The organism is Rhizobium sp. 01N48, assembly GCF_056399145.1.
This window is the reverse complement of record NZ_JBFTQT010000004.1, coordinates 422,578-446,799: the sequence shown is the minus strand read 5'-3', so window position 1 is coordinate 446,799 and position 24,222 is coordinate 422,578. Positions and strand designations below refer to the sequence as shown.

Below are 24,222 nucleotides of genomic sequence, written 5' to 3'. Positions count from 1 at the left end.
GAGACGCCGCCAAATAGCGGAATCGAAGGCAATCACAATGTTGGCAGCGTTCATAACCGCTTCGCGGCAGGAAGGAAACCCGCGAGGGATTTCCACAGGCTTCTCTTAGAGCAAGTTCAGGCCCGCAAACCGAAGAAACCAAGAAAGCGGCGAAATTATAATGACTTGCGCGAAACTCTTATCAACAGAAAAAATTTACTCGAGTGTAGCAAAAATGCAAAAAAATCTGATGACAAAGCACAATCTTTGAGCTAGCTTTAGCCCACAAAACAGGCAGGGAGTTCAAATCCCTACCATTTTCGCGGTCAAGTCTTGGGAGGATCAGATCTTAGGCGCGCTTGTCGCAGCCCCGGTAACGGTTAAGGATCACGCGATACTTAAAACAAGGCTTTTAGCCTTGTTTTTTTTTGGCTTTTCGACACCGCGTCCCTAGCTCGAAAGGCCCGACTTCCGCAACGTAAGCTGCCCATTCCGTTACGGCACCTCCATGCCGCAACTTGATGACACGCGTATGACGCCACTTCTCTCGCATCTGCTCAATTGCTGAGCAAACGCCCTCAGACGTTCGAGAATGACGGGCCGATCTGCGGGAGAGCGTCGAAGCCCCAGCCGAAATAAGTCGAAGAGACATACCAGAGGATGTAGATGACGGCGGAGACCAGCGTCGTCAGCGAGAAGGTGAAGAGCGGCCGAAAACGCGTTGGTGCGCTGTGCACGGTGCCGAGCACGATATCGTCGTCCTCCGCCTGCGTCCGCAAGCCGATCGGCAAGACGGCAAAGAGCGTCATCCACCAGACGATGAAGTAGACGGCAAAGCCCTGTAGAAATGTCTGCAGCATAAGATCTCCTACCCAAGCGGCCGCATCGGGCCACCGCCCTTATAAGACGGAACAGCGACGATACAAAGCGGTGTTGAGAGGCTTGTGCAGTCTTGGCAGCGTTTGGGTCACTCTGCCGCAGCGATCAGACCTGCTCGAGTTCAATCAACGTGCCGAAGAAATCCTTGGGGTGCAGGAAGAGCACGGGCTTGCCGTGAGCGCCGATCTTCGGCTCGCCATTGCCAAGCACCCTCGCCCCGGAGCTAAGCATCTGGTCGCGGGCTGCGATGATATCGCTCACCTCATAGCAGATGTGATGCATGCCACCGGATGGGTTCTTCTCCAGGAAGGCCGTTATCGGGGATTGCGGGCCGAGCGGCTCAAGCAGCTCGACCTTAGTATTCGGCAGTTCGACAAAAACGACGGTGACGCCGTGTTCCGGCAATGCCTCGGCCGCTGATACCGTGGCGCCCAGCGTATCCCGATATGCGGCCGTGGCGGCTGCAAGATCGGGAACGGCTATGGCGACATGGTTGACGCGGCCGAGCATCGGATCAGACCTTGGTGACGAACACGGTGACCAGCGGCTTCTTGCCCCAGATCTGGTTGGCTGTCGAGCGAACCGCGCGACGCATTGATTCCTGCAGCAGGTCCAGATCCTTGCGGCGTGCGCGCGGAATGCTCTCGAAGGCGCTCAGAGCGGCGTCATAGAGCGTGTCTTCGAACTCGTCCCCCTCATCGTCATAGACAGGCAGGCCGATCGCCACCATGTCGGGTTCGCCGATGATGTCGAAACGGGCGTCGATCACGACGTTCAGCGCGACGTGGCCGACATAGGACAGCTTCTTGCGGTCGCCGATGCCCATTTCGTCGAAATCGCCGATCAGCGTGCCGTCCTTGAAGATGCGGCCATGCGGGGCTTCATCGATCACTTCCACCGTACCGGGCGCCAGGCGCAGGACATCGCCGTTGCGCACGCGCGGAACGGTGGATATGCCGGATTGCTCCGCGAGCTCCTTGTGAGCGGTCAGATGCGTGGCTTCGCCGTGTACGGGAACGACAACGGTCGGCCGCGTCAGTTCGTACATCTTCTGCAGCTCGTTGCGGCGCGGGTGGCCGGAGACGTGAACAAGCGCTTCGCTATCGGTGATGATGTGAACGCCCTGCTCGACGAGACCGTTCTTGATGTCCTGAATGGCTTTCTCGTTGCCCGGGATGGCGCGCGAGGAGAAGACGACCGTGTCGCCCGCCGCAAGCGCCACGTTGCGCATCTCGTCACGCGAGAGCTTGGCAAGCGCTGCGCGCGGCTCGCCCTGGCTGCCGGTGAGGATGACGACGACGTTTTCGCGCGGAATATAACCGTACTCCTCTTCGGCGATGAACGGCTTGATTCCATCGAGCAGGCCGAGGTCACGGGAGACGTTGACGACCCGCTTCAGCGAGCTGCCGAGCAACAGGACTTCGCGTCCGGCGGCTTCGGCAGCTTCAGCCACGGTGCGTATACGGCCGACATTCGAGGAGAAGGTGGTAATGGCGACACGGCCTTCGGCATTCTCGATGATCTTGCGCAGGCTTTCGGACACGTCCTTTTCCGACGGCGAAACGCCGTCGCGCAGCGCATTGGTCGAATCGCACATCAGGGCGAGCACGCCTTCATCGCCAAGCTGGCGGAAACGGGCTTCATCGGTGAGCGGGCCGAGTGACGGTTCGTGGTCGATCTTCCAGTCGCCGGTGTGGATGACGTTGCCCAAGGGGGTGCGGATCATCAGCGACATCGGCTCGGGGATCGAGTGGTTGACGGCCACGCCTTCGACGCTGAAGGGGCCGACATTGACCACGGTGCCGGCCGTGAACGGCGTGATCGGGATTTCGACCATCGTCGACTTCTCGTAGTTACGCTTGGCTTCCAGAAGCCCGGCCGTGAAGCCCGATGCGTAGACGGGAACATTGAGACCCGGCCAGAGATCGGCCAGCGCGCCATAGTGATCCTCATGCGCGTGGGTGATGAAGATCGCCTTCAGGTTCTTGCGTTCCTTGGCGAGGAAGCGAATATCGGGCAGAACCAGATCGACACCCGGCAGATCCGGACCCGGGAAGGTCACGCCGCAGTCGACCATGATCCACTGGCGATGCGCGGACGGGCCATAGCCGTAAAGGGCGAGATTCATACCGATCTCGCCAACGCCGCCCAAAGGCAGAAATACCAGTTCGTCCTGCTTCGCCATACTGCTTGTTTTTCCAATCATCCAAAGAAGACGTCGCCGGCGGCGATCGTCATCATCCTGCCTGCCCCCGTATCGAGCAGCAACAGGCCATTATCATCAATTCCGCTGAAGTGGCCGGAAATCGAACGGTCCGGCAGATTCACGGTTATCTTTTCGCCAATACCGCAAGCGACATCGCGCCAACGGGCGGTGATATCGCGAATACCGCGGCCGCGGTCCCACGCTGATAGCACATCGGCCATGGATGCGAACAGATGCGCGAAGAGTTCCTGTGGAGAGGCGGAACTTCCCTGCTCGCGCAGGCAGGTCACGGGATAGAGCGGATTGTCGGGCATGAAGGCGACGTTGATGCCGATGCCGATGACAAGGGCGTAGCGGCCGTCGGCCAAGGCCTCGCCTTCCATCAGAATGCCGCATGTCTTCTTGCGGCCGATCAGGATGTCGTTGGGCCACTTCACCTCGAGCGGCTCTGCGCTTGGCGGCAGCACCATCCGCACCGCCTCGTGCACGGCCACCGCAATTCCCAGCGGCAGGGACGAGATGCGCTCCATCGGCGCGGGGTCGATCAAGAGAAGAGAGGCGTAGAGGTTGCCGGGCTCAGACACCCAAGGGCGACCACGGCGGCCGCGGCCGCCGGTCTGTCTTTCCGCGGTCACCCAGAGGCGACCGGCGTCCCCTGCCCTGGCACGGGCAAGGCATTCGCTATTGGTGGACAATGTCTCCGACAGAGCCTCGTGCCTGAAGTCATCGAGAGACTTCAGGCGCCGTGGGTCGAAGCTCATCAGAACAGCGTCGCGGCTGCGAGTTCAGCAGCACCGCCGATCGGACCGCCGATGAGGACATAGGCGAGAACGAAGAGGCCGGAGACGCCGAAGACGAGGCGCAGCGAGCCCGAGACGCGGGCGAATTCGCCGGTGGCTTCATCGAACCACATCAGCTTGATGACGCGCAGGTAGTAGTAGGCGCCGACAACCGATGCGAGGACGCCGATGATGGCAAGCGCATAGAGCTTGGCTTCAATGGCGGCGACGAAGACGAAGTACTTCCCGAAAAAGCCTGCCAGCGGCGGAATACCAGCCAGCGAGAACATCAGGATGGTAAGGACCGTCGCCATCATCGGATTGGTCGTCGAAAGGCCTGCGAGATCGGCCACGTTTTCAACGACGGTGCCATCCTTGCGGCGCATCGACATGATGATCGCGAAGGAGCCCAGCGTCATGACCATGTAGATCAGCATGTAGAGCATGACGCCCGAGACGCCCGTCTGCGAGCCGGCGGCAAGACCGACCAGCGCGTAGCCCATGTGACCGATCGACGAATAGGCCATCAGTCGCTTGATGTTCTTCTGGCCGATCGCGGCGAACGAGCCGAGCAGCATCGAGGCGATCGAGATGAAGACCACGACCTGCTGCCAGTCCGCCATCACCGGCTGGAAGGCGGTGATGACGATACGCGTCATCATGGCCATGGCGGCGATCTTCGGCGCGCTTGCCAGGAAGGCTGTGACCGGGGTCGGCGCACCTTCGTAAACGTCAGGCGTCCACATGTGGAACGGAACGGCCGAGATCTTGAAGGCGATACCGGCGAGGATGAAGACCAGACCGAAGATCAGGCCGAGCGAGCGAGCGCCATCCACCGTCAGCGCCTGGGCGATATCGGCGAAGTGGGTGTGGCCGGTGAAGCCGTAAACCAGCGACATGCCGTAGAGCAGCATGCCGGAGGAGAGAGCGCCGAGCACGAAATACTTGAGGCCGGCCTCCGTCGACTTGACGCTGTCGCGGTTGATCGCGGCAATGACGTAGATCGCCAGCGACTGCAGCTCGAGGCCGAGGTAGAGCGAGATCAGGTCGTTGGCCGAGATCATCAGCAGGATGCCGAGCGTGCAGAGCACGATCAGAACCGGGAACTCGAACTTGTCAAGCTGGTTTTCCTTGGCAAGGCCGAGCGACATGAACAGCGCCACGATGGAGCCGACCAGCGCCGTCACCTTCATGAACCGGCCGAAGCCGTCAGCCAGGAAGACGCCGCCATAGGCAAGGCCTTCGCTCGGAGCGAAGACCAGCCAGAGGGCTGCGACCGCCAGAAGGATGATCGCGAGAACGCTGACCATGCGGCCGGAGCGCTCTCCCGAGAATACGCCGATCATCAGCAGGACCAGAGAGCCGATCGCGAGGATCAGTTCCGGTATCGAAAGATGCAGGCTTGCGAGTAGTGTTTCAGAGGTCATATCACAAAAGTCCCGTCATCATTTCATCGACAGCGCGACGTCATGCGCTGCCTGGACTGCGGCCGAATAGCTGTTGATCAGATGGTCGACGGAGGCAGCGGTCACATCGAAGACCGGAGCCGGATAGACGCCGAAGAAGATCGTCAGAGCAATCAGCGGGTAGAGGATCAGCTGCTCGCGCGGCGACAGGTCGAGGAGAGCCTTGAGCTTTTCCTTGTCCAACGTGCCGAAGATCACCCGGCGATAGAGCCAGAGCGCGTAAGCGGCCGAGAGGATGACGCCGGTGGCGGCAAAGAGAGCAACCCAGCTGTTGACCCGGAAGACACCGATCAGCGTCAGGAATTCGCCGATGAAGCCCGAGGTGCCGGGAAGACCGACGTTCGCCATGGTGAAGACCATCATCGCAACAGCGTATTTCGGCATGTTGTTGACGAGGCCGCCATAGGCCGCGATCTCGCGGGTGTGGGTGCGGTCATAGACCACGCCGACACAGAGGAAGAGCGCGCCCGAGACGATACCGTGCGACAGCATCTGGAAGATCGAGCCCTGCAGACCCTGCGCGTTGGCCGCGAAGATACCCATCGTCACGTAGCCCATGTGGGCAACCGAGGAGTAGGCGATCAGCTTCTTGATGTCTTCCTGCATCAGCGCCACCAGCGAGGTGTAGATGATGGCGATGACGGACATGGCAAAGACCATCGGCGCGAAGAAATCGGAGGCAACAGGGAACATGCCGAGCGAGAAGCGGATCAGGCCGTAGCCGCCGAGCTTCAGGAGGACACCCGCCAGGATGACGGAACCAGCCGTCGGCGCCTGAACGTGGGCGTCGGGAAGCCAGGTGTGAACCGGCCACATCGGCATCTTGACCGCGAACGAGGCGAAGAAAGCCAGCCATAGCCAGGTCTGCATGTGCGGCGGGAACTTGTAGGCAAGCAGCGCCGAGATATCGGTCGTGCCGGCCTGCCAGTACATGGCCATGATGGCGAGCAGCATCAGCACGGAGCCGAGCAGCGTGTAGAGGAAGAACTTGTAGCTGGCGTAGACGCGATCCTTGCCACCCCAGACACCGATGATCAGGAACATCGGGATGAGGCCGGCTTCGAAGAACACGTAGAAGAGAACGATATCGAGCGACACGAAGACGCCGACCATCATCACTTCCAGCATCAGGAAGGCGATCATGTACTCCTTCAGGCGCTTCTCCACCGAGAACCAGCTGGCGAGCACGCAGAAAGGCATGAGGAAGGTCGAGAGGATGACGAACAGCATAGAGATGCCGTCGACACCGAGATGGTAGCTGATGCCCGTGCCGAGCCAGCCGTGCTTCTCGATCATCTGGAAGCCCGGGTTCGCATTGTCGAAACCGATCCAGATGAAGAGCGACAGGATGAAGGTCACGACGGTCGTCAACAGGGCAATGTTGAKGACGTTGCGGCGGCCGTTCGGGCCGTTCTCATTCATCAAAAGCAAGAGCACCACGCCCACGAACGGCAGGAAGGTGACCGTGGAAAGAATAGGCCAATCGGTCATCAGAGGGCACTCCCGAGCATCATCCAGGTAACGAGCGCTGCAACGCCGATCAGCATGGCGAACGCGTAGTGATAGAGGTAACCGCTCTGCAGACGCACGACGCGGTTGGTGACATCGACGACGCGGGCGGCAATGCCGTTCGGGCCGTAGGTGTCGATGACGCCGACGTCACCCTTCTTCCACAGGAACCGGCCAAGGGCCTTTGCCGAACGGACGAAGAGGAAGTCGTAGAGCTCATCGAAGTACCACTTGTTCAAGAGGAACTGGTAGAGCACCCGATGCTGGCGTGCGAGCACGGCCGGCGTCGATGGCGACTTGATGTACATGTACCAGGCGGTCACGAAACCGATGACCATGGCGATGAAGGGGCTGAGGGCAACGAGCGCCGGAACATGGTGGAACTCGTGGACCAGCTCGTTGTGCTCCGAGGTGAAGAGCGCGCCCTTCCAGAACTCGGCATATTCCTCGCCGTAGAAGTGCCCTTCGAAGAACCAGCCCGCGAAGACCGCGCCGATCGCCAGCAGATAGAGCGGGATCAGCATGACCTGCGGCGATTCGTGCACGTGGTGCATGACCTCGTGCGAAGCGCGCGGCTTGTTGAAGAAGGTGAGGAACATCAGGCGCCAGGAATAGAAGCTCGTGAACAGAGCCGCGATAACCAGCATGGCGAAGGCGAAGCCAGCGACCGGCGAATGCGATGCGTAGGTCGCCTCGATGATCACGTCCTTCGAGAAGAAGCCGGCGAAGCCGAACGGCGTGAACGGAATGCCGACACCGGTGATGGCGAGCGTACCGATCAGCATCATCAGGAACGTGACCTTGATGTGCGGACGCAGGCCACCCATGTTTCTCATGTCCTGCTCACCATCGACGGCGTGGATGACCGAGCCGGCGCAAAGGAAGAGCAGTGCCTTGAAGAAGGCGTGCGTGAAAAGGTGGAAGATGGCCGCGCCATAGGCGCCGACACCGAGAGCGACGAACATGTAGCCGAGCTGCGAGCAGGTCGAGTAGGCGATGACGCGCTTGATGTCGTTCTGCACGAGGCCGACGGTGGCCGCGAAGAAGGCGGTGATCGCACCGATGATGGTGACGACGGTCAGCGCATCGGGAGACAGTTCGAACAGCGGCGACATGCGGGCGACGAGGAAGACGCCGGCGGTAACCATGGTTGCGGCATGGATGAGCGCCGACACAGGCGTCGGGCCTTCCATGGCATCAGGCAGCCAGGTGTGCAGCAGGAACTGCGCCGACTTACCCATCGCGCCCATGAAGAGCAGCAGGCAGGCGCCGGTCAGCGCGTGTGCCTTGTCGAGGTGCATGCCGAAGAGGTTCAGGACCACTTCGCCGCCCTCACCACCTTCATGCGCGAAGCTCGCGGCATTGGCGAAGATGGTGTCGAAGTTGATGGCGCCGAAGAGAACGAAAACGCTCGAGATACCCAGGATGAAGCCGAAGTCGCCAACGCGGTTGACGATGAAGGCCTTCATGGCGGCGGCGTTCGCCGACGGCTTCTTGAACCAGAAGCCGATCAGCAGGTAGGACGCCAGACCCACGCCTTCCCAGCCGAAGAACATCTGGGCGAGGTTGTCGGAGGTGATCAGCATCAACATCGCGAAGGTGAAGAGCGACAGATAGGCGAAGAAGCGCGGGCGATGCGGGTCATGGTGCATGTACCCGATCGAATAGAGATGGACGAGCGTCGAAACCGAGTTGACGACGATCAGCATGACCGAGGTCAGCGTGTCGATGCGCAGCGACCAGGAGACGTCGATGCCGCCGGACTGGATCCAGCGCAGGACTTCGACCTTGATCGGGCCGCCTTCGACATGGCCCATGCCGACGGAGATGAAGACGTACCACGACAGGACCGCCGTGATGATCATTAGACCCGTCGTGACGAATTCCGACGCCTTGGCGCCGATCGCGCGGCCGAAAAGGCCGGCTATGATCGCGCCGATCAGGGGAAGAAAGACGATAGCCTTATATAAAAACATAGCCTTATCAGCCCTTCATCATATTGACGTCTTCCACGGCGATGGAGCCGCGGTTGCGGTAGAAGACGACGAGAATTGCGAGACCGATGGCCGCTTCAGCAGCAGCGACGGTCAGAATGAACAATGCAAAGACCTGGCCGACGATGTCGTTCAGGAACGACGAGAAGGCGACCATGTTGATGTTGACGGCGAGTAGAATGAGCTCGATCGACATCAGGATGACGATGATGTTCTTCCGGTTGAGGAAGATGCCGAAGACGCCGAGCGTGAAGAGGATGGCGCTGACCGTCAGGTAATGGGAAAGTCCGATGACCATTGTGTTGTTTCCTTAAGCTCGCGCCTGCCTCAAAGCCCCTGCCCCGGCTTCACCGAGATCACCTCGACGGCGGTCTTCGGGTTGCGGGCAACCTGGTTTGCGATGTTCTGACGCTTGACCGTCGTGCGATGCTTGAGCGTGAGCACGATTGCCCCGATCATCGCGACCAGCAGGACGAGAGCGGCGATTTCGAAGAAGTAGACGTAATTTGTATAGAGCACGTCGCCGAGGGCGGCGGTGTTGGTGCGCTCGGTGATCGCGGGGATCGGCATGGCGACCGTCTTGGCGATCTCCGGCGAGATCACGCTGCCGCCGACGACGACGATCAGCTCGGCCGCGAGGATCACCCCGATCAGCGCCCCGATCGGCGCGTATTCCAGAACGCCCGCGCGCAGCTCCGTGAAGTCGATGTCGAGCATCATGACCACGAAGAGGAAGAGAACCGCCACGGCGCCGACATAAACGACGAGCAGGATCATCGCGAGGAATTCAGCCCCGAGCAGCAGGAAGAGACCGGCCGCGTTGAAGAAAACCAGGATCAGGAACAGAACCGAGTGAACCGGGTTCTTCGACCAGATGACCATGAACGCCGACGCTATCGCGATAAAGGCGAAAATATAGAAAAATAGAGCCTGCAGACCCATGTTCGTGCCTTCTTCATCTTCCCACGGGCTGCCGGGTACTCCCCCCGCCCGATGAAGCTTCGCATTGGTTGCCGCGAAGCTCTGGTGCATGTTGACTGGGCGACGCTTCAAGCACCGCCCGGCATTTCAATTTCAATCAACGGTACGGAGCGTCGAGTGCGAGGTTGCGAGCGATTTCACGCTCCCAACGGTCGCCGTTCTCGAGGAGCTTCTGCTTGTCGAAGTAAAGCTCTTCGCGCGTTTCCGTCGCAAATTCGAAATTCGGGCCCTCGACGATCGCATCGACGGGGCAAGCCTCCTGGCAGAAGCCGCAATAGATGCACTTCACCATGTCGATATCGTAACGGACCGTGCGGCGGGTGCCATCGTTGCGGCGCGGGCCGGCTTCGATGGTGATCGCCTGAGCAGGACAGATAGCCTCACACAGCTTGCAGGCGATGCAACGCTCTTCGCCGTTAGGATAACGACGCAGAGCATGTTCGCCACGGAAGCGCGGGCTGACCGGTCCCTTTTCGAACGGATAGTTCACCGTTGCCTTCTGCTTGAAAATGTAACGGAACGTCAGCCAGAAAGCGCTGATGAATTCCTTCAGGAACAACGAGCTGACAGCGTTGGACAAGCCTGCCATCTTCAACCTCCAATATTGCTGGAAACCAGGGCCGGCATGATCATGCCCCTGCCGTCAGCTTCAGCACGAATGCAACAATGATGACCATGGCGAGCGACAGCGGAAGGAAGACCTTCCAGCCGAGGCGCATCAGCTGGTCGTAGCGGTAGCGCGGCACGAATGCCTTGACCATCGCGAACATGAAGAACACCAGGCACGACTTCAGCATGAACCAGATGATGCCGGGAACCCAATTCAGGAACCAGACGTCGACCGGCGGCAGCCAGCCTCCGAGGAACAGGATCGTCGTCAGCGAGCACATCAGGACGATGGCCGCGTATTCGCCGAGCATGAACATCATGTAGAGGGCGGAACCATACTCGACCATGAAGCCGGCGACGAGTTCGGATTCAGCTTCCGGAAGGTCGAAGGGCGGACGGTTGGTTTCAGCCAGTGCCGAGATGAAGAAGATGATGAACATCGGGAACAGCGCAAGCCAATGCCAGTCCAGGAAGGACGACGGCATGCCGAGACGCGTACCGATGCCGCTCTGCTGCGCGTGAACGATATCCGTCAGGTTCAGCGAACCTACGCAGAGAAGAACGGTGACGATGACGAAGCCGATCGAGACTTCGTAGGACACCATCTGTGCCGCCGAGCGAAGCGCGCCGAGGAACGGATACTTCGAGTTCGAAGCCCAGCCGCCCATGATGACGCCATACACTTCAAGCGACGAAATCGCGAAGATGTAGAGGATGCCGACGTTGATGTTGGCGATGACCCAGCCATCAGCGAAGGGAACCACGGCCCAGGTCGAAAGTGCCAGAAGCACGGTGACCAACGGGGCCAGAAGGAAAACCGCCTTGTCGGCGCCAGCCGGAATGATCGGCTCCTTGAAGACGAACTTCAAAAGGTCGGCGAAGGACTGGAAAAGGCCGAAAGGACCCACCACATTCGGTCCGCGACGCAGCTGTACGGCCGCCCAGATCTTGCGGTCGGCCAACAGGATGTAGGCGATGAAGACGAGCAAGCAGACGAGGACGAGAAGCGACTGACCGACCATGAGGAGGCCTGGCCAGACATATGTTGAAAGAAACGATTCCATAGTCCCCTGCCCTTACTCTGCCGCGACTTTGAAGTTGTTGCGGGCCAATGCCGAGCACTCGGCCATGACAGCCGATGCGCGCGCGATTGGGTTCGTCAAATAGAAGTCTTTCACCGGCGATGCGAAGCCGGCCTTGTTCATCTTGCCGGCTTTCTTAGCGACGGCAGCAATCTTGGCGCTGTCGCTTTCGGCAATCTCGTCGGCGGCCGCGAAGTGCGGGAACGCCTGGTAAAGCTTGGCGCGCAGCTGGCTCAGCGAGTCGAACGGCAGCTTCTTGCCGAGCACGTCAGAGAGTGCGCGGATGATCGCCCAGTCCTCGCGGGCATCGCCCGGTGCGAAGCCTGCGCGGTTGCCGATCTGAACGCGGCCCTCGGTGTTGACCCAGGTGCCCGACTTTTCCGTGTAGGCTGCGGCCGGCAGGATGACGTCGGCGTTCTGTGCGCCCTGGTCGCCGTGCGAGCCGATGTAGACGGTGAACTTCGCTTTCTTGGCTTCGAAGTTCATTTCGTCGGCGCCGAGCAGGAAGAGAACGTCCATCGAGGTCAGCATCTCGGCGGCATTGACGCCCTTGGCGCCCGGTACGAAGCCGAGATCGAGACCGCCCACGCGGGCAGCAGCCGTGTGCAGAACGGCAAAGCCGTTCCAGCCGTCGACGACAGCGCCGACAGTGCCGGCGAGTTTGGCAGCGCTGGCGAGAACGCCTGCGCCATCAGCGCGCGAGAGAGCGCCCTGGCCGATGATGATCAGCGGCTTCTTCGCGTCGGTCAGAACCTTGGCAAAGCTGTGCGTGCCGTCGACCAGATCCTTCAGCGTGTCTGGGCCGGAGCCGAGATATTCGTAATCGTAGCGCAGTTCGCCGGCTTCGCCGATCACGCCGATCGGGAAGTTGCCGCGGCGCCAGCGCTTGCGGATGCGGGCGTTGAGAACTGCGGCTTCGAAGCGCGGGTTGGCGCCGATGATGAGCAGCGCGTCGGCCTGTTCGATGCCTTCGATCGTCGGGTTGAAGAGGTAGCTTGCGCGGCCGAGCGACGGATCAAGTGCCGTCCCATCCTGGCGACAGTCGAGGTTCTCAGAACCGAGCGACTTCACCAGTTCGGACAGAGCGTACATCTCTTCGACGGAAGCGAGGTCACCGGCGATCGCGCCGATCTTGTCGCCGGAGGTCGAGGCGACAGCCGACTTGATGGCTGCGAACGCGTCCGGCCAGCTTGCGACCTGCAGGCGGCCGTCCTTGCGAACGTAAGGCTTGTCGAGGCGCTGCGTCTTCAGGCCATCCCAGATGAAGCGGCTCTTGTCGGAGATCCACTCTTCGTTGATCTGGTCGTTGACGCGCGGCATGACGCGCATGACTTCGCGGCCACGGGTGTCGACGCGGATCGCCGAGCCGAGCGCGTCCATGACGTCGATCGTTTCGGTCTTGTTCAGTTCCCACGGACGGGCCGTGAAGGCGAAGGGCTTGGAGGTCAGCGCGCCGACCGGGCAAAGGTCAACGACGTTGCCCTGCAGCTCGGAGGTCATCGCCTGCTCGAGATAAGTGGTGATCTCGGCGTCTTCGCCACGACCGATCAGGCCGAGCTCGGCAATGCCGGCGACCTCGGTGGTGAAGCGAACGCAGCGCGTGCAGTGAATGCAGCGGTTCATGACCGTCTTGACGAGCGGTCCGATGTACTTGTCCTCGACGGCGCGCTTGTCTTCCTGATAGCGCGAGCCGGCGATACCGAAGGCCATAGCCTGGTCCTGCAGGTCGCATTCGCCGCCCTGGTCGCAAATCGGGCAATCCAGCGGATGGTTGATCAGCAGGAATTCCATCACGCCTTCGCGGGCCTTCTTGACCATCGGCGTGTTGGTGAAGACCTCTGGCAGTTCGCCGTTCGGGCCGCCGCGGATATCGCGCACGCCCATGGCGCAAGATGCCTGCGGCTTCGGCGGGCCACCCTTGACCTCGACGAGGCACATGCGGCAGTTGCCGGCAACCGAAAGGCGTTCGTGGAAGCAGAAGCGCGGAACTTCAGCACCGGCTTCCTCACACGCCTGAATGAGGGTGTAATGATCCGGGACCTCGATCTCGTTACCGTCAATCTTCAGTTTTGCCATCGTCACTCAGTCCTGTTTCCCGTTCACCGGAAGCCGGTAAACAAACCTATTCTGCAACGTTTCCACTGCCAGGCCGGATTTTTATCCCGCTGACACTGGTGTCATCCAAATTTTCGTCTCCGCCCCCCGAGGCCCGGGAACCGGCCTGCGACATCGCGGCATTGGGACCCTCCCCGCGCCGCTCAGTCTTGTCTCTCCTCCGATCGCGATCCGCGACCGGACATCATCACGTCCGCTTCCGGCCCTTTGCCGTCAGCAGCTTTGCCTGCGCCACCCAGCCATCGCGGGCGATGCGGCCGTCGAAACCAAGCTCCGCTTCCAGGCGGGCCACATCGGCATCCGACCAGCCAGAGATCTCGGCGAGCGTGCGAACACCCTTGGCGTTCAGCACCTGCTCGAGCTTCGGGCCGACGCCAGAGATCTGCTTGAGATCATCCGCCTTCTTGCCCCGCGCCGCCGGCTTGGCGGCTGCTGCGGTCTTCGTCTTCGCCACCGGCTCGGCCTTGTCGGCAACCACGGCCAGCTTGACGCGAGCCGCCGGCTTTTTCTGTGCGGCCGGACGAATGTTTTCCGGCTTCACGTCGATCTCAGGCTTCGGCTCTTCCGGCGGCGTCTCGTCGAGAACAGCCGCCAGCTTGTTCGATGCTTCCATCGCTCCCTGGAGGGCGCCGAAGAAGGCGCCGGCCATCTGCGTGGAGAAGCCGAAACCGATTGCGGTCGCGGCAGCCATGGCAGCTGCCGGATTAATCATCATCGGCGCGATCGGCAAGGCGCTGGCATTTTCCAGCATCTCGGCGGCAAGACGGCCGAAGTCGGCCGAGAAATCGGCGACCCCTTCCTTGTTCTTGCTGTCGGATGCGTTTGCCATCGTCTTACTCAGCAGCCTCGAGAACCGCGCCATGATCCATGGCGCTTGCCGTATACTGATCGATGCGCGCTTCGATCTCATGACGGAAGTTGCGGATCAGACCCTGCACCGGCCATGCGGCAGCATCGCCAAGCGCACAGATGGTGTGGCCTTCGATCTGCTTGGTGACGGCGAAGAGCATGTCGATTTCGCGCTTCTGGGCGTTGCCCTTGGCCATGCGCTCCATAACGCGCCACATCCAGCCGGTACCCTCGCGGCACGGCGTGCACTGGCCGCAGCTCTCATGCTTGAAGAAGGCCGAGATACGGGCGATCGCCTTGATGACGTCGGTGGACTTGTCCATGACGATCGAGGCTGCCGTACCGAAGGACGAGCCGACCGAACGCAGACCGTCGAAGTCCATCGGCACGTCGATCATGTCCTTTGCAGGAACGATCGGGCACGATGCACCGCCCGGAATGACCGCAAGCAGGTTGTCCCAGCCACCGCGGATACCGCCGGCGTGCTTGTCGACGAGCTCACGGAAGGTGATGCCCATTTCTTCTTCGACGGTGCACGGCTTGTTGACGTGACCAGAGAGCATGAACAGCTTGGTGCCGACGTTGTTCGGACGGCCGAGTGCCGAGAACCAGCCGGCGCCGCGACGGAGGATGGTCGGAGCAACAGCGATCGACTCGACGTTGTTGACCGTGGTCGGGCAGCCGTAGAGACCCATGTTGGCCGGGAACGGCGGCTTCAGGCGCGGCTGGCCCTTCTTGCCTTCCAGGCTTTCGAGCAGCGCGGTTTCTTCGCCGCAGATGTAAGCGCCGGCGCCGTGGTGGACGAAGATGTYCATCGGGTAGCCGAGCTTGTTGTTCTTGCCGAGCAGACCGAAATCGTAGCACTCGTCGATCGCAGCCTGCAGCGCCTCGCGCTCGCGAATGTATTCGCCGCGAACGTAGATGTAGGCGGTGTTGGCGCCCATGGCGAAAGAGGCGATGACGCAGCCTTCGATCAGCGTATGGGGATCGTGACGCATGATGTCACGGTCCTTGCAGGTGCCGGGCTCGGATTCGTCGGCGTTGACGACGAGGTAGTGCGGACGGCCGTCGTTTTCCTTCGGCATGAAGGACCACTTGAGGCCTGTCGGGAAGCCTGCGCCGCCACGACCGCGAAGACCGGAGGCCTTCATCTCGTTGATGATCCAGTCGCGACCCTTTTCGAGGATCTGCTTGGTGCCATCCCAGTGGCCGCGGCTCATCGCGCCCTTCAGGGACTTGTCCTTAAGGCCGTAGATATTGGTAAAGATGCGATCTTTATCTTGTAACATGCTTCACCTCTTACCGCGGCTTCTTGCCGAAGACTTTAATGTATTCGGCTTCGCCGCCCTTGGCGAGCGCCTTGGCCTGCTTGACCCAGTCGTCGCGATCGATGCGGCCCTTGAAATTCAGGTAGCCATCGACCCACTCGCGCTCGGCCTTCTTCCAGCCCGCGACCTGCGCGAAGGTGAAGATGCCGAGTTCGTGCAGCGTGCCTTCGATCTTCGGGCCAACGCCCGAGATCAGTTTCAGATCGTCTGGGGTCGCAGGCTTTTCGATGCCGGCGGGACGGTTCTTGTCTGTCAGCGACGGCTTTGCCGTTGCCGGAACCGGTGCTGCGACGCCCGGCTGTTCTTCAACGGCCTTTGCGTTTTTTGCAGCGGCTTTCGGCGCCGTTACGGGCGTCTTCAGTGCGGCGTTGGTCTCAGCGTCCGTGCTCTTGGCGCGGGCTGCTTCCGACGGGGGAACCGGTGCGGCGTCGACCGTTGCGGTCGCGGCTTCGGTAACGACCTTCTTGGCGGAAGCCTTCTTCTTCGGCTCTTCGTCGGTCAGCGACGTCGGGCCGCCTTCCGGAGAGGAAAAGTGACGGTCGATCTGCGGGCCGGGCGTGACGCTTGCGCCATTGCCGGCGTCAAACGTGTCGATGATCTCGGCCAGGCGCTCCGGCGTCAGGTCTTCGTATGTGTCCTTGCCGATCATGACCATGGGCGCGTTGACGCAAGCCCCGAGACATTCGACTTCTTCCCAGGACAGCGTGCCTTCGGCGTTACGCTCGAACGGATGGTGATGGATCTTGCTCTTGCAGACCGACATCAGGCCTTCCGAACCGCGCAGCATGCAGGGCGTCGTGCCGCACACCTGGATGTGGGCGCGCGTGCCGACCGGGCCGAGCTGGAACTGCGTGTAGAAGGTCGCGACCTCGAGAACGCGGATGTAAGCCATGTCGAGCATGTTGGCGACCTTTTCGATCGCCGCGCGTGTGACCCAGCCGTCCTGTTCCTGCGCTCGCATCAACAGCGGAATGACCGCGGATTGCTGACGGCCCGCAGGGTATTTCTGGATCGTCTTATCCGCCCAGGCCGCGTTCTCGTCATTGAAGGCGAACGCGGCAGGCTGGAATTGATCTTCGGCTAATCGACGAACGGACATTCTTCCTCACGCCTTGTCAGTTTAGGGCGCCACACTGCGACGAGGTCAGAGACTTCATCTCGCAAGCGTAGGCCGACTGGTCTTTCTGCAGGAACACAACGAAGAACTTTCCACCGTTGGGGACTGCAGCCTTGATTTGATAGCCCTTGGACAAAAGTTCGCCCATGGACGCCTTGTTTGCCGGCGGTGTCACGTCTTCCTGGCCCAGCTTGGGGCCAAGTCCACCGGCTTCCTGCGCGTATGCGCCAGAAGCCAGGAGGAGAACGACGGTAACGAGCGACGGCAGCTTCATTAGCGGTCGACCTCGCCGAAGACGATGTCGAGCGAACCGAGAACGGCGGTCACGTCGGCAAGCATGTGGCCCTTGCAGAGGAAGTCCATCGCCTGCAGGTGGGCATAGCCCGGGGCGCGGATCTTGCAACGGTAGGGCTTGTTGCTGCCGTCGGCGACGACGTAGACGCCGAACTCGCCCTTCGGCGCTTCGACGGCTGCGTACACTTCGCCAGCCGGAACGTGGTAGCCTTCGGTGTAGAGCTTGAAGTGGTGGATCAGCGCTTCCATCGAGCGCTTCATCTCGCCACGCTTCGGCGGCACGACCTTGCCGTCGATCGAGGAGACCGGGCCTACCTTGGCATCGCCGAGCAGGCGGTTGACGCACTGCTTCATGATGCGGACGGACTGGCGCATTTCGATCATGCGGATCAGATAGCGATCGTAGCAGTCGCCGTTCTTGCCGATGGCGATGTCGAATTCGAGATCGTTGTAGCACTCGTAGGGCTGCGAGCGGCGCAGGTCCCAGGCAGCGCCCGAACCGCGAACCATGACGCCCGAGAAGCCCCAGGACCATGCGTCTTCCAGCGAGACGACGCCGATATCGACGTTACGCTGCTTGAAGATGCGGTTGTCGGTCAGAAGGCCTTCGATATCGTCTAGAACCTTGAGGAATGGATCGCACCACTTGCCGATATCCTCTACCAGTTCCTGCGGGATATCCTGGTGGACGCCACCCGGACGGAAATAGGCCGAGTGCATACGGGCGCCACAGGCGCGCTCGTAAAACACCATCAGCTTTTCGCGCTCTTCAAAGCCCCAGACCGGCGGCGTCATCGCGCCGACGTCCATTGCCTGCGTCGTCACGTTCATGATGTGCGACAAGATTCGGCCAATTTCGGAGTAGAGAACACGAATGAGCTGACCGCGAATCGGAATTTCCAGCTTCAGCATCTTTTCGACGGCGAGCGCGAAAGCATGCTCCTGGTTCATCGGCGCGACATAGTCGAGACGATCGAAATAAGGAACGGCCTGAAGATAGGTCTTCGATTCGATCAGCTTCTCGGTGCCGCGGTGCAGGAGGCCGATATGCGGATCGACGCGCTCGATGATTTCGCCATCAAGCTCAAGCACCAGACGCAGAACGCCGTGCGCGGATGGATGCTCCGGTCCGAAGTTGATCGTAAAGTTGCGAACGTTATGTTCAGTCATAGCGACGCGCTCCGCGCTGGCAATTGGCATGAGACGGCGAACGGAGAGGCTTCAAGACAGTCGAGCCTCATCTCAATTCGCAGCCTTCTCGTCTCCCGGAAGTACGTAATCGGTGCCTTCCCACGGGGACGTGAAATCGAAATTGCGGAATTCCTGCTTCAGTTCGACGGGCTCGTAGACAACGCGCTTGGCGGCATCGTCATAACGTACCTCGACATAACCTGTCGTCGGGAAATCCTTGCGCAGCGGGTGGCCTTCGAAGCCATAGTCCGTCAGCAGACGGCGCAGGTCGGCATGGCCGGAGAACGGAATGCCGTACATGTCCCAGGCTTCACGCTCGAACCACTCGGCACCCATATAGACCGACGTCGCCGACGGAACGGATACGCCATCGGCAACGGCAAGCTTGACGCGGATGCGCAGGTTCTGCTTTGGCGACAGGAGGTGGTAGACGACATCGAAACGCTTTTCGCGCTGCGGCCAGTCGACGCCGCAAATGTCGATCATGCTGACGAAGCCGCAACGCGGATCGTCGCGCAGGAACGTCAGCAGCGCGACAATCGTTTCCGGCGTCGTGGTTACGTTCAATTCGCCATAGCTGATCGATGCATCGACAATCAGATCGCCACGCATCTCGCGGAGATACGACGACAGTTCGCTCAAGGCTTCACTCATGACAGTCCTCCGCCCTTAGCGCTCAATCGTTCCGGTGCGCCGTATCTTCTTCTGCAGAAGCAAGACCCCGTAGAGCAGCGCTTCTGCCGTGGGGGGACAGCCCGGCACGTAGATATCGACAGGAACAACACGATCGCAGCCACGCACGACCGAGTAGGAATAGTGATAGTAGCCACCGCCGTTTGCGCAGGAGCCCATCGAAATGACGTAACGCGGCTCCGGCATCTGGTCATAGACCTTGCGGAGCGCCGGCGCCATCTTGTTGGTCAGCGTACCAGCGACGATCATGACATCAGACTGGCGCGGCGAAGCGCGCGGAGCAACACCAAAGCGCTCCATATCGTACCGCGGACCGGAAACCTGCATCAGGCCTTCGACGGCGCAGCAGGCCAGGCCGAACTGCATCCACATCAGCGAGCCGGTGCGGGCCCAGGTGATCAGATCGCGAGTGGACGTGACCAGAAAGCCCTTGTCGGCCAACTCGTCATTGATCTCACCGAAGAAAGCACTGTCGCTGCCAACAGGCTTGCCCGTTGCAGGGTCGATGATGCCTTTCGGATGCGGCGCGACGAGCGCCTTGTCGCTTGGGGCTACTCCCATTCCAGGGCTCCCTTTTTCCACTCATAAATAAAGCCGATGGTCAGCACGAGAAGGAAGACCATCATGGACCAGAAGCCGAACCAGCCGATCGCGCCGAAAGAAACGGCCCACGGGAACAGAAAGGCGACTTCGAGGTCGAAGATGATGAAGAGAATCGACACCAGATAGAAGCGGATATCGAATTTCATGCGGGCGTCGTCGAACGCGTTGAAGCCGCATTCGAAAGCCGAAAGCTTTTCAGCATCAGGCGCCTTGTAGGCAACGGCGAACGGCGCAATGAGCAGCGACAAGCCGATTACAAGGGCGATGGCAATGAAAATGGCGATCGGAATATAGGAACTGAGAAGTCCAGTCATCAGGTTCATCCCTGCTTGCCGCCTGCGCCGGGAGGCGCGGCCTGAGCATTTGCCCGGCAAGCGAACGTGCGTTGCAACAAGCCGTGGTTAGCGCAGCCACAGCCAATGCGCAAGAGTTTTAGCGTGTCAATTCCAATTGCACACGTGCGACATTATTAGCCACGCACATTGTTTTTGCGACAAATCAACGCACGGCGCGCGATCTTGCATGCCAGCCAAGCATTTATTGCATGACTGAGGGGCTTTTATGAGTGAAAAACGAAGGATTTGGCGAGGCCCGGCCACGAACTCACGCCGCCGAACAGCCTGAAAACTAAGGCATATCCACTGAGCGCCCTCAATCGGCGCGCGGAAGGAAGCCAGAACCGTCCCATCCCTATCTATCTGATATGCAATCATCATTTCCGTTCAAAAGCCGCACGGAACGCGCGAAGCACTTCTCTTGAGCGCAGGGCGGCGGGGCAAAATCGGTGATTTTGCGGCAGCTGGGCGCGCGTTTCCGCATCGTGAGGCAGTGAAATGCGGATGAGCCGGAGGATCGGCTGCGATTCGATAGCAAAGCTGCGCCAATCGGGTCGCTATGTCGCAGGCCCAACGGCTAAATAAAGGGCATTTCGGCCAGTCGATAATGCCTGCCTCCGCGTCACCGAGCAGGCCGCGCAGGGTGATAAGGCGGGTGTGCGACGAGCGCTTCAGACACACTCCTGAGACCCGCGATTCCGGACATGCGCAAACGCTACTTAAAGCCAGGAGTTGAGCGGTAGCGCCTCACCGATCAAGACCATTCCGACATCTATTTATCGGCAAGCAGCGGATTGAGTGCGACAGGGATAAACCGCTTTATCCGCATCCGAAGACGCATCAGGTCGAGCCGGACATCGGGAGACATTGGAAGGGCATCTGAGGCGGCTATTGGCGGGCCACGCAGCGCCGCCTACCCTCTTGGCAGCACTAGCGCCACGCAAAGGCATGGAGATGCGCACCAGACCAAAAGAGTGCAAGGCGCGGCACGCAGCCGATGGGCCGAAAGGGGCGCAAGCGCACCTTGTGGGTGATGTATATTATGGAGACATTCTGGAAGAGAATGGCGCGAGTGACGGGGCTCGAACCCGCGACCTCCGGCGTGACAGGCCGGCACTCTAACCGACTGAGCTACACCCGCGCATTTTCAGACTGCGTTGTTCCGGACTGTGCTTTTCAGCACTTACATGAAATGGCGCGAGTGACGGGGCTCGAACCCGCGACCTCCGGCGTGACAGGCCGGCACTCTAACCGACTGAGCTACACCCGCATTCATTTCAAGCAATCCGGATGCTTTCGCGTCCGTGTCAAAGCAGCTTGCCGCTTCGATGAGCGGCTAACTACGGGGTTCGCATTTGAGTGTCAAGCAGGTTTGGAGACAAAACGATGACAGCCTGCGATTTGTTTGTGGGTGAATGAAATCAGATCGAAAATCGCCTGCATATAAGAACCGTTTCCGGCGCTGCCGCTCCAAATATCCGCTAGCGAACGATCCTATCACGAGCTCCCCTTGGCCCTCCCCTCGTCGATTTTTCTTTTCCACAGACGGAATTACCGAGAAACCGGGGCATTGGCGGAGGCCGATCGAAAAAAATCAAAAAATCTTCACAAACGCTCTTGCGGTTTGTCCGCGATCCGCATAGATCACGGCCATCGACGCGGCGGACATGATCCGCACCGCGGAGGGCGATTAGCTCAGTTGGTAGAGCGCCTCGTTTACACCGAGGATGTCGGGAGTTCGAGTCTCTCATCGCCCACCATTTTCTCTCCCCTTTATGTGATTGATCGACCGGCAGCTTTGATTTTGCTGCGGTTGCTAATCCCGTTTCCGGCGATTAGGTTCCGGCCAAATCGAACGGCACCTCATGTGCTTCAGGCGGAGATAGAATCATGAAAACACGCGAAGATCGCCAGGCACAGCGGGCAGCCATGCCGCGCGCACAGCTCAGCGCCCACCACATGGAAAACGCGCGCCTGCTGCCCGATCGTGGCGAATTGCTCTATCGTATTCCCAATGGCGGCGTCGGCGTCGAGATCGGCGCGGCTTTCGGGGAGTACACGGCGGAGATTCTCGAAAAGAATCGCCCGGCTCAGCTTTATCTCATCGATCCCTGGAGCATGGACCGCTACAGCTCCGGCCTCGACCAGATCCATACGCAGTTCGGCAAGCAGATCGAAAGCGGGCAACTGCACCTGATGCAGGGCACATCGTTGGAAAAGCTCGCCGAGTTCGAGGACGATTTTCTCGACTGGGCCTATATCGACACGGATCACTCGTTCGAACTGACCTGGCAGGAGCTTTTGCTCTGCGACCGCAAGGTCAAGCGGACCGGCCGCATCGCTGGTCATGACTTCTGCACCGGCAATACGGTGAAGCCGATCGTCTATGGCGTCGTCGAGGCCGTCACCAAGTTCTGCAAGGATTATGGCTGGCAGTTCGAATTCCTGACCGTCGAATCGCATGCGCACTTCTCCTTCTGCCTGAAGCGGCTCTGAGTCGCCCGGCGATCGTCGGCATTGATCCGTTCCCCTCGCGCAGGCGTAAGCGCTGACAGGCCGATTTACGGCCAGCGAAGGGATCGATCATGCGCAACGCGCCTCTTCTTGCCGTCCTCCTCACTCTGGCGAGCCTGCCCGCAACCGGTGCCGCGGCTCGCGACTTTCGACTGGAGGACTTCTTTGCCGGAAAGAGCATTGCTGTTGGCCGTTTCCAGGCGATCAACGGCGTTGACCGCAGCTTCAAGGTCAGGCTGACCGGTCGCTGGAACGGCAAAATCCTGACCCTTAGGGAGGATTTCGCCTATGCCGATGGTGAGCGCGATCGGAAGACCTGGCGCTTCACCAAGACGGCGCCGAGCGCCTATACGGGAACCCGGGAGGACGTCGTTGGAAAGGCGATGGTCAAGATCGACGGCAATGTGGCGCGGTACAGCTATCTGGTCGATATCGATCCAAGCGCCAAAGAGAATATCGTGAGGTTCCACGACACTTTGCGGCTGATGCCTGATGGAACATTGCTCAACACCGCGTGGGTCAGCAAGTTCGGATTTCCGGTGGCCAAGGTGCGGGTCGACTTTACCCGGCAGCGGTAGCGACAGGCGCCGCACGCTGCCCTATCTGTTCCTCTGGGCGCTTGTCGCCGCTGTTGTCGGCTGCTAGTGCCGTGGTCGACGATCACGAGGAGGATTTTTCATGAAGCAGCATTCTTTCGGCCACCTGCCCCATACGGTGAGCAATATCGGTTTTGGCGCATGGCAGATCGGCGGCGCCTGGGGCGATGTCAGCGAGGCTGATGGACGCGCAGCACTCAATGCGGCGCTCGATGCCGGCATCACCTTCATCGACACCGCCGACGTCTATGGCGACGGCCGTTCGGAAAAGATCATCGCCGATGTGCTCGAGAGCCGTGGCGGCGAGCGGCCGATGGTCGCGACCAAGGCCGGCCGGCGGCTCAATCCGCATGTGGCGGATGGTTACACCAAGGCCAATCTCGAGGGCTTCATCGACCGCAGCCTGAAGAACCTCAAGGTCGACAGCCTCGACCTCGTGCAGCTGCACTGCCCGCCGACGGAGGTGCTTTATCGCCCTGAGGTGTTCGAGGGACTGAACGAGCTGCAGAAGGCCGGCAAGATTCGCGGCTATGGCGTCAGCGTCGAGAAGGTCGAGGAAGCGCTGAAGGCGATCGAGTTCCCCGGCGTGGTCAGCATCCAGATCATCTACAACATGTTCCGCCAGCGCCCGAGCCATCTGTTCTTCCAGGAGGCGCGGCAGAAGAACATTGCCGTTATCGCCCGCGTGCCGCTGGCAAGCGGTCTGCTCTCCGGCAAGATCAGCCGCGAGACGACTTTCGCGAGCGACGACCATCGCAACTTCAATCGCCACGGCGAAGCATTCGATGTCGGCGAGACCTTCGCGGGGGTTCCTTTTGAAGTCGGCCTGCAGGCGGTGGAAGAGGTTCGCAAGCTGGTTCCCGAGGGCGCCACGATGGCGGCGTTCGCGCTGCGCTGGATCCTGATGAGCGACGCCGTCACGGTGGTCATTCCCGGCGCCCGCAATGCAGAGCAGGCGAAGGCCAATGCTGCGGCCGCCAGCCTGGCGCCGCTGACGCATGAGGTGATGGCCGCAAGCCACGAGATTTACGACCGGCTGATCGCGCCGCATGTGCATCAGCGCTGGTAACAGCTGTAACTATTTCACCAAACAGAAATGGCCG

Annotated in this window: 23 protein-coding genes and 3 tRNA genes; 4 read left to right on the top strand and 22 right to left on the bottom strand. The window is 60.4% G+C overall.

Features of this window, described 5'->3' with window-relative positions; translation table 11 throughout:
• Positions 1-557: 557 nt before the first annotated feature.
• The 22 genes from AC1DOG_RS11435 to AC1DOG_RS11330 form a co-directional block, all read right to left on the bottom strand.
• The gene (locus AC1DOG_RS11435; RefSeq protein ID WP_111561295.1) at positions 558-839 is read right to left on the bottom strand and encodes a DUF1467 family protein; all 282 of its coding nucleotides are present in this window, start codon (positions 837-839) and stop codon (positions 558-560) included.
• A 124-nt stretch (positions 840-963) separates the two neighbouring features.
• Positions 964-1,368: a methylmalonyl-CoA epimerase gene (gene mce / locus AC1DOG_RS11430; protein WP_112979521.1), complete on the bottom strand. Its 405-nt coding sequence runs from the start codon at positions 1,366-1,368 to the stop codon at positions 964-966.
• A 4-nt stretch (positions 1,369-1,372) separates the two neighbouring features.
• Positions 1,373-3,043, bottom strand: coding sequence for a ribonuclease J (locus tag AC1DOG_RS11425; protein ID WP_018900197.1), 1,671 nt, complete (start codon positions 3,041-3,043; stop codon positions 1,373-1,375).
• 17 nt (positions 3,044-3,060) lie between these two features.
• Entirely contained in the window at positions 3,061-3,825 is a 765-nt protein-coding gene (locus tag AC1DOG_RS11420; RefSeq protein WP_477928053.1) for a biotin--[acetyl-CoA-carboxylase] ligase, read from the bottom strand.
• Entirely contained in the window at positions 3,825-5,270 is a 1,446-nt protein-coding gene (gene nuoN / locus AC1DOG_RS11415) for an NADH-quinone oxidoreductase subunit NuoN (protein WP_018900199.1), read from the bottom strand. The genes AC1DOG_RS11420 and nuoN overlap by 1 nt, the downstream gene beginning before the upstream one ends.
• An 18-nt stretch (positions 5,271-5,288) precedes the next feature.
• The gene (locus AC1DOG_RS11410) at positions 5,289-6,800 is read right to left on the bottom strand and encodes an NADH-quinone oxidoreductase subunit M (protein WP_477928051.1); all 1,512 of its coding nucleotides are present in this window, start codon (positions 6,798-6,800) and stop codon (positions 5,289-5,291) included.
• Entirely contained in the window at positions 6,800-8,794 is a 1,995-nt protein-coding gene (nuoL, locus tag AC1DOG_RS11405) for an NADH-quinone oxidoreductase subunit L (RefSeq protein WP_477928049.1), read from the bottom strand. Before nuoL ends, AC1DOG_RS11410 begins: the two co-directional genes overlap by 1 nt.
• Before the next feature lie 7 nt (positions 8,795-8,801).
• Positions 8,802-9,110 (bottom strand): NADH-quinone oxidoreductase subunit NuoK, encoded by a 309-nt coding sequence (gene nuoK / locus AC1DOG_RS11400; RefSeq protein ID WP_018900202.1) that lies wholly within the window; start codon positions 9,108-9,110, stop codon positions 8,802-8,804.
• Between the two features lie 29 nt (positions 9,111-9,139).
• Positions 9,140-9,754: an NADH-quinone oxidoreductase subunit J gene (locus AC1DOG_RS11395; protein ID WP_018900203.1), complete on the bottom strand. Its 615-nt coding sequence runs from the start codon at positions 9,752-9,754 to the stop codon at positions 9,140-9,142.
• 136 nt (positions 9,755-9,890) lie between these two features.
• Positions 9,891-10,382 carry an NADH-quinone oxidoreductase subunit NuoI gene (nuoI, locus tag AC1DOG_RS11390; RefSeq protein WP_018900204.1) on the bottom strand — a complete coding sequence of 164 codons (492 nt, stop codon included), beginning with the start codon at positions 10,380-10,382 and terminating at the stop codon, positions 9,891-9,893.
• 40 nt (positions 10,383-10,422) lie between these two features.
• Positions 10,423-11,466, bottom strand: a complete 1,044-nt coding sequence (gene nuoH / locus AC1DOG_RS11385) for an NADH-quinone oxidoreductase subunit NuoH (RefSeq protein ID WP_018900205.1) — start codon at positions 11,464-11,466, stop codon at positions 10,423-10,425.
• A gap of 12 nt (positions 11,467-11,478) precedes the next feature.
• Positions 11,479-13,560, bottom strand: coding sequence for an NADH-quinone oxidoreductase subunit NuoG (gene nuoG, locus AC1DOG_RS11380; protein ID WP_111561290.1), 2,082 nt, complete (start codon positions 13,558-13,560; stop codon positions 11,479-11,481).
• A 226-nt stretch (positions 13,561-13,786) separates the two neighbouring features.
• Positions 13,787-14,428: a helix-hairpin-helix domain-containing protein gene (locus AC1DOG_RS11375; RefSeq protein ID WP_477928048.1), complete on the bottom strand. Its 642-nt coding sequence runs from the start codon at positions 14,426-14,428 to the stop codon at positions 13,787-13,789.
• A 4-nt stretch (positions 14,429-14,432) separates the two neighbouring features.
• The gene (gene nuoF, locus AC1DOG_RS11370) at positions 14,433-15,737 is read right to left on the bottom strand and encodes an NADH-quinone oxidoreductase subunit NuoF (protein ID WP_477928047.1); all 1,305 of its coding nucleotides are present in this window, start codon (positions 15,735-15,737) and stop codon (positions 14,433-14,435) included.
• 10 nt (positions 15,738-15,747) lie between these two features.
• Complete coding sequence (locus AC1DOG_RS11365) at positions 15,748-16,875, bottom strand: NADH-quinone oxidoreductase subunit E (RefSeq protein ID WP_477928046.1); 1,128 nt, start codon at positions 16,873-16,875, stop codon at positions 15,748-15,750.
• A 16-nt stretch (positions 16,876-16,891) separates the two neighbouring features.
• A complete protein-coding gene (locus tag AC1DOG_RS11360) occupies positions 16,892-17,167 on the bottom strand; it encodes a hypothetical protein (RefSeq protein WP_477928044.1) in 276 nt (91 codons plus the stop codon).
• Positions 17,167-18,357, bottom strand: a complete 1,191-nt coding sequence (locus AC1DOG_RS11355) for an NADH-quinone oxidoreductase subunit D (RefSeq protein WP_018900211.1) — start codon at positions 18,355-18,357, stop codon at positions 17,167-17,169. Before AC1DOG_RS11355 ends, AC1DOG_RS11360 begins: the two co-directional genes overlap by 1 nt.
• 72 nt (positions 18,358-18,429) lie before the next feature.
• Positions 18,430-19,032 (bottom strand): NADH-quinone oxidoreductase subunit C, encoded by a 603-nt coding sequence (locus AC1DOG_RS11350; protein WP_018900212.1) that lies wholly within the window; start codon positions 19,030-19,032, stop codon positions 18,430-18,432.
• A gap of 15 nt (positions 19,033-19,047) precedes the next feature.
• Positions 19,048-19,632 carry a NuoB/complex I 20 kDa subunit family protein gene (locus tag AC1DOG_RS11345; RefSeq protein ID WP_047509985.1) on the bottom strand — a complete coding sequence of 195 codons (585 nt, stop codon included), beginning with the start codon at positions 19,630-19,632 and terminating at the stop codon, positions 19,048-19,050.
• Positions 19,623-19,988: an NADH-quinone oxidoreductase subunit A gene (locus tag AC1DOG_RS11340; protein WP_026283310.1), complete on the bottom strand. Its 366-nt coding sequence runs from the start codon at positions 19,986-19,988 to the stop codon at positions 19,623-19,625. The genes AC1DOG_RS11345 and AC1DOG_RS11340 overlap by 10 nt, the downstream gene beginning before the upstream one ends.
• 1,085 nt (positions 19,989-21,073) lie before the next feature.
• A tRNA-Asp gene (locus AC1DOG_RS11335) sits at positions 21,074-21,150 on the bottom strand.
• Between the two features lie 52 nt (positions 21,151-21,202).
• Positions 21,203-21,279 (bottom strand) — tRNA-Asp (locus tag AC1DOG_RS11330).
• A gap of 414 nt (positions 21,280-21,693) precedes the next feature.
• On the opposite strand from AC1DOG_RS11330, the gene AC1DOG_RS11325 reads away from it, so the two are divergent.
• The 4 genes from AC1DOG_RS11325 to AC1DOG_RS11310 all read left to right on the top strand — a co-directional run bounded on the left by AC1DOG_RS11325 (position 21,694) and on the right by AC1DOG_RS11310 (position 24,188).
• Positions 21,694-21,769 (top strand) — tRNA-Val (locus AC1DOG_RS11325).
• A 130-nt stretch (positions 21,770-21,899) separates the two neighbouring features.
• Entirely contained in the window at positions 21,900-22,505 is a 606-nt protein-coding gene (locus AC1DOG_RS11320) for a class I SAM-dependent methyltransferase (RefSeq protein WP_477928041.1), read from the top strand.
• 89 nt (positions 22,506-22,594) lie between these two features.
• Complete coding sequence (locus tag AC1DOG_RS11315; RefSeq protein ID WP_477928039.1) at positions 22,595-23,101, top strand: DUF3833 family protein; 507 nt, start codon at positions 22,595-22,597, stop codon at positions 23,099-23,101.
• Positions 23,102-23,201: 100 nt separating this feature from the next.
• Positions 23,202-24,188: an aldo/keto reductase gene (locus tag AC1DOG_RS11310; RefSeq protein ID WP_477928037.1), complete on the top strand. Its 987-nt coding sequence runs from the start codon at positions 23,202-23,204 to the stop codon at positions 24,186-24,188.
• The last annotated feature ends 34 nt before the right edge of the window (positions 24,189-24,222 follow it).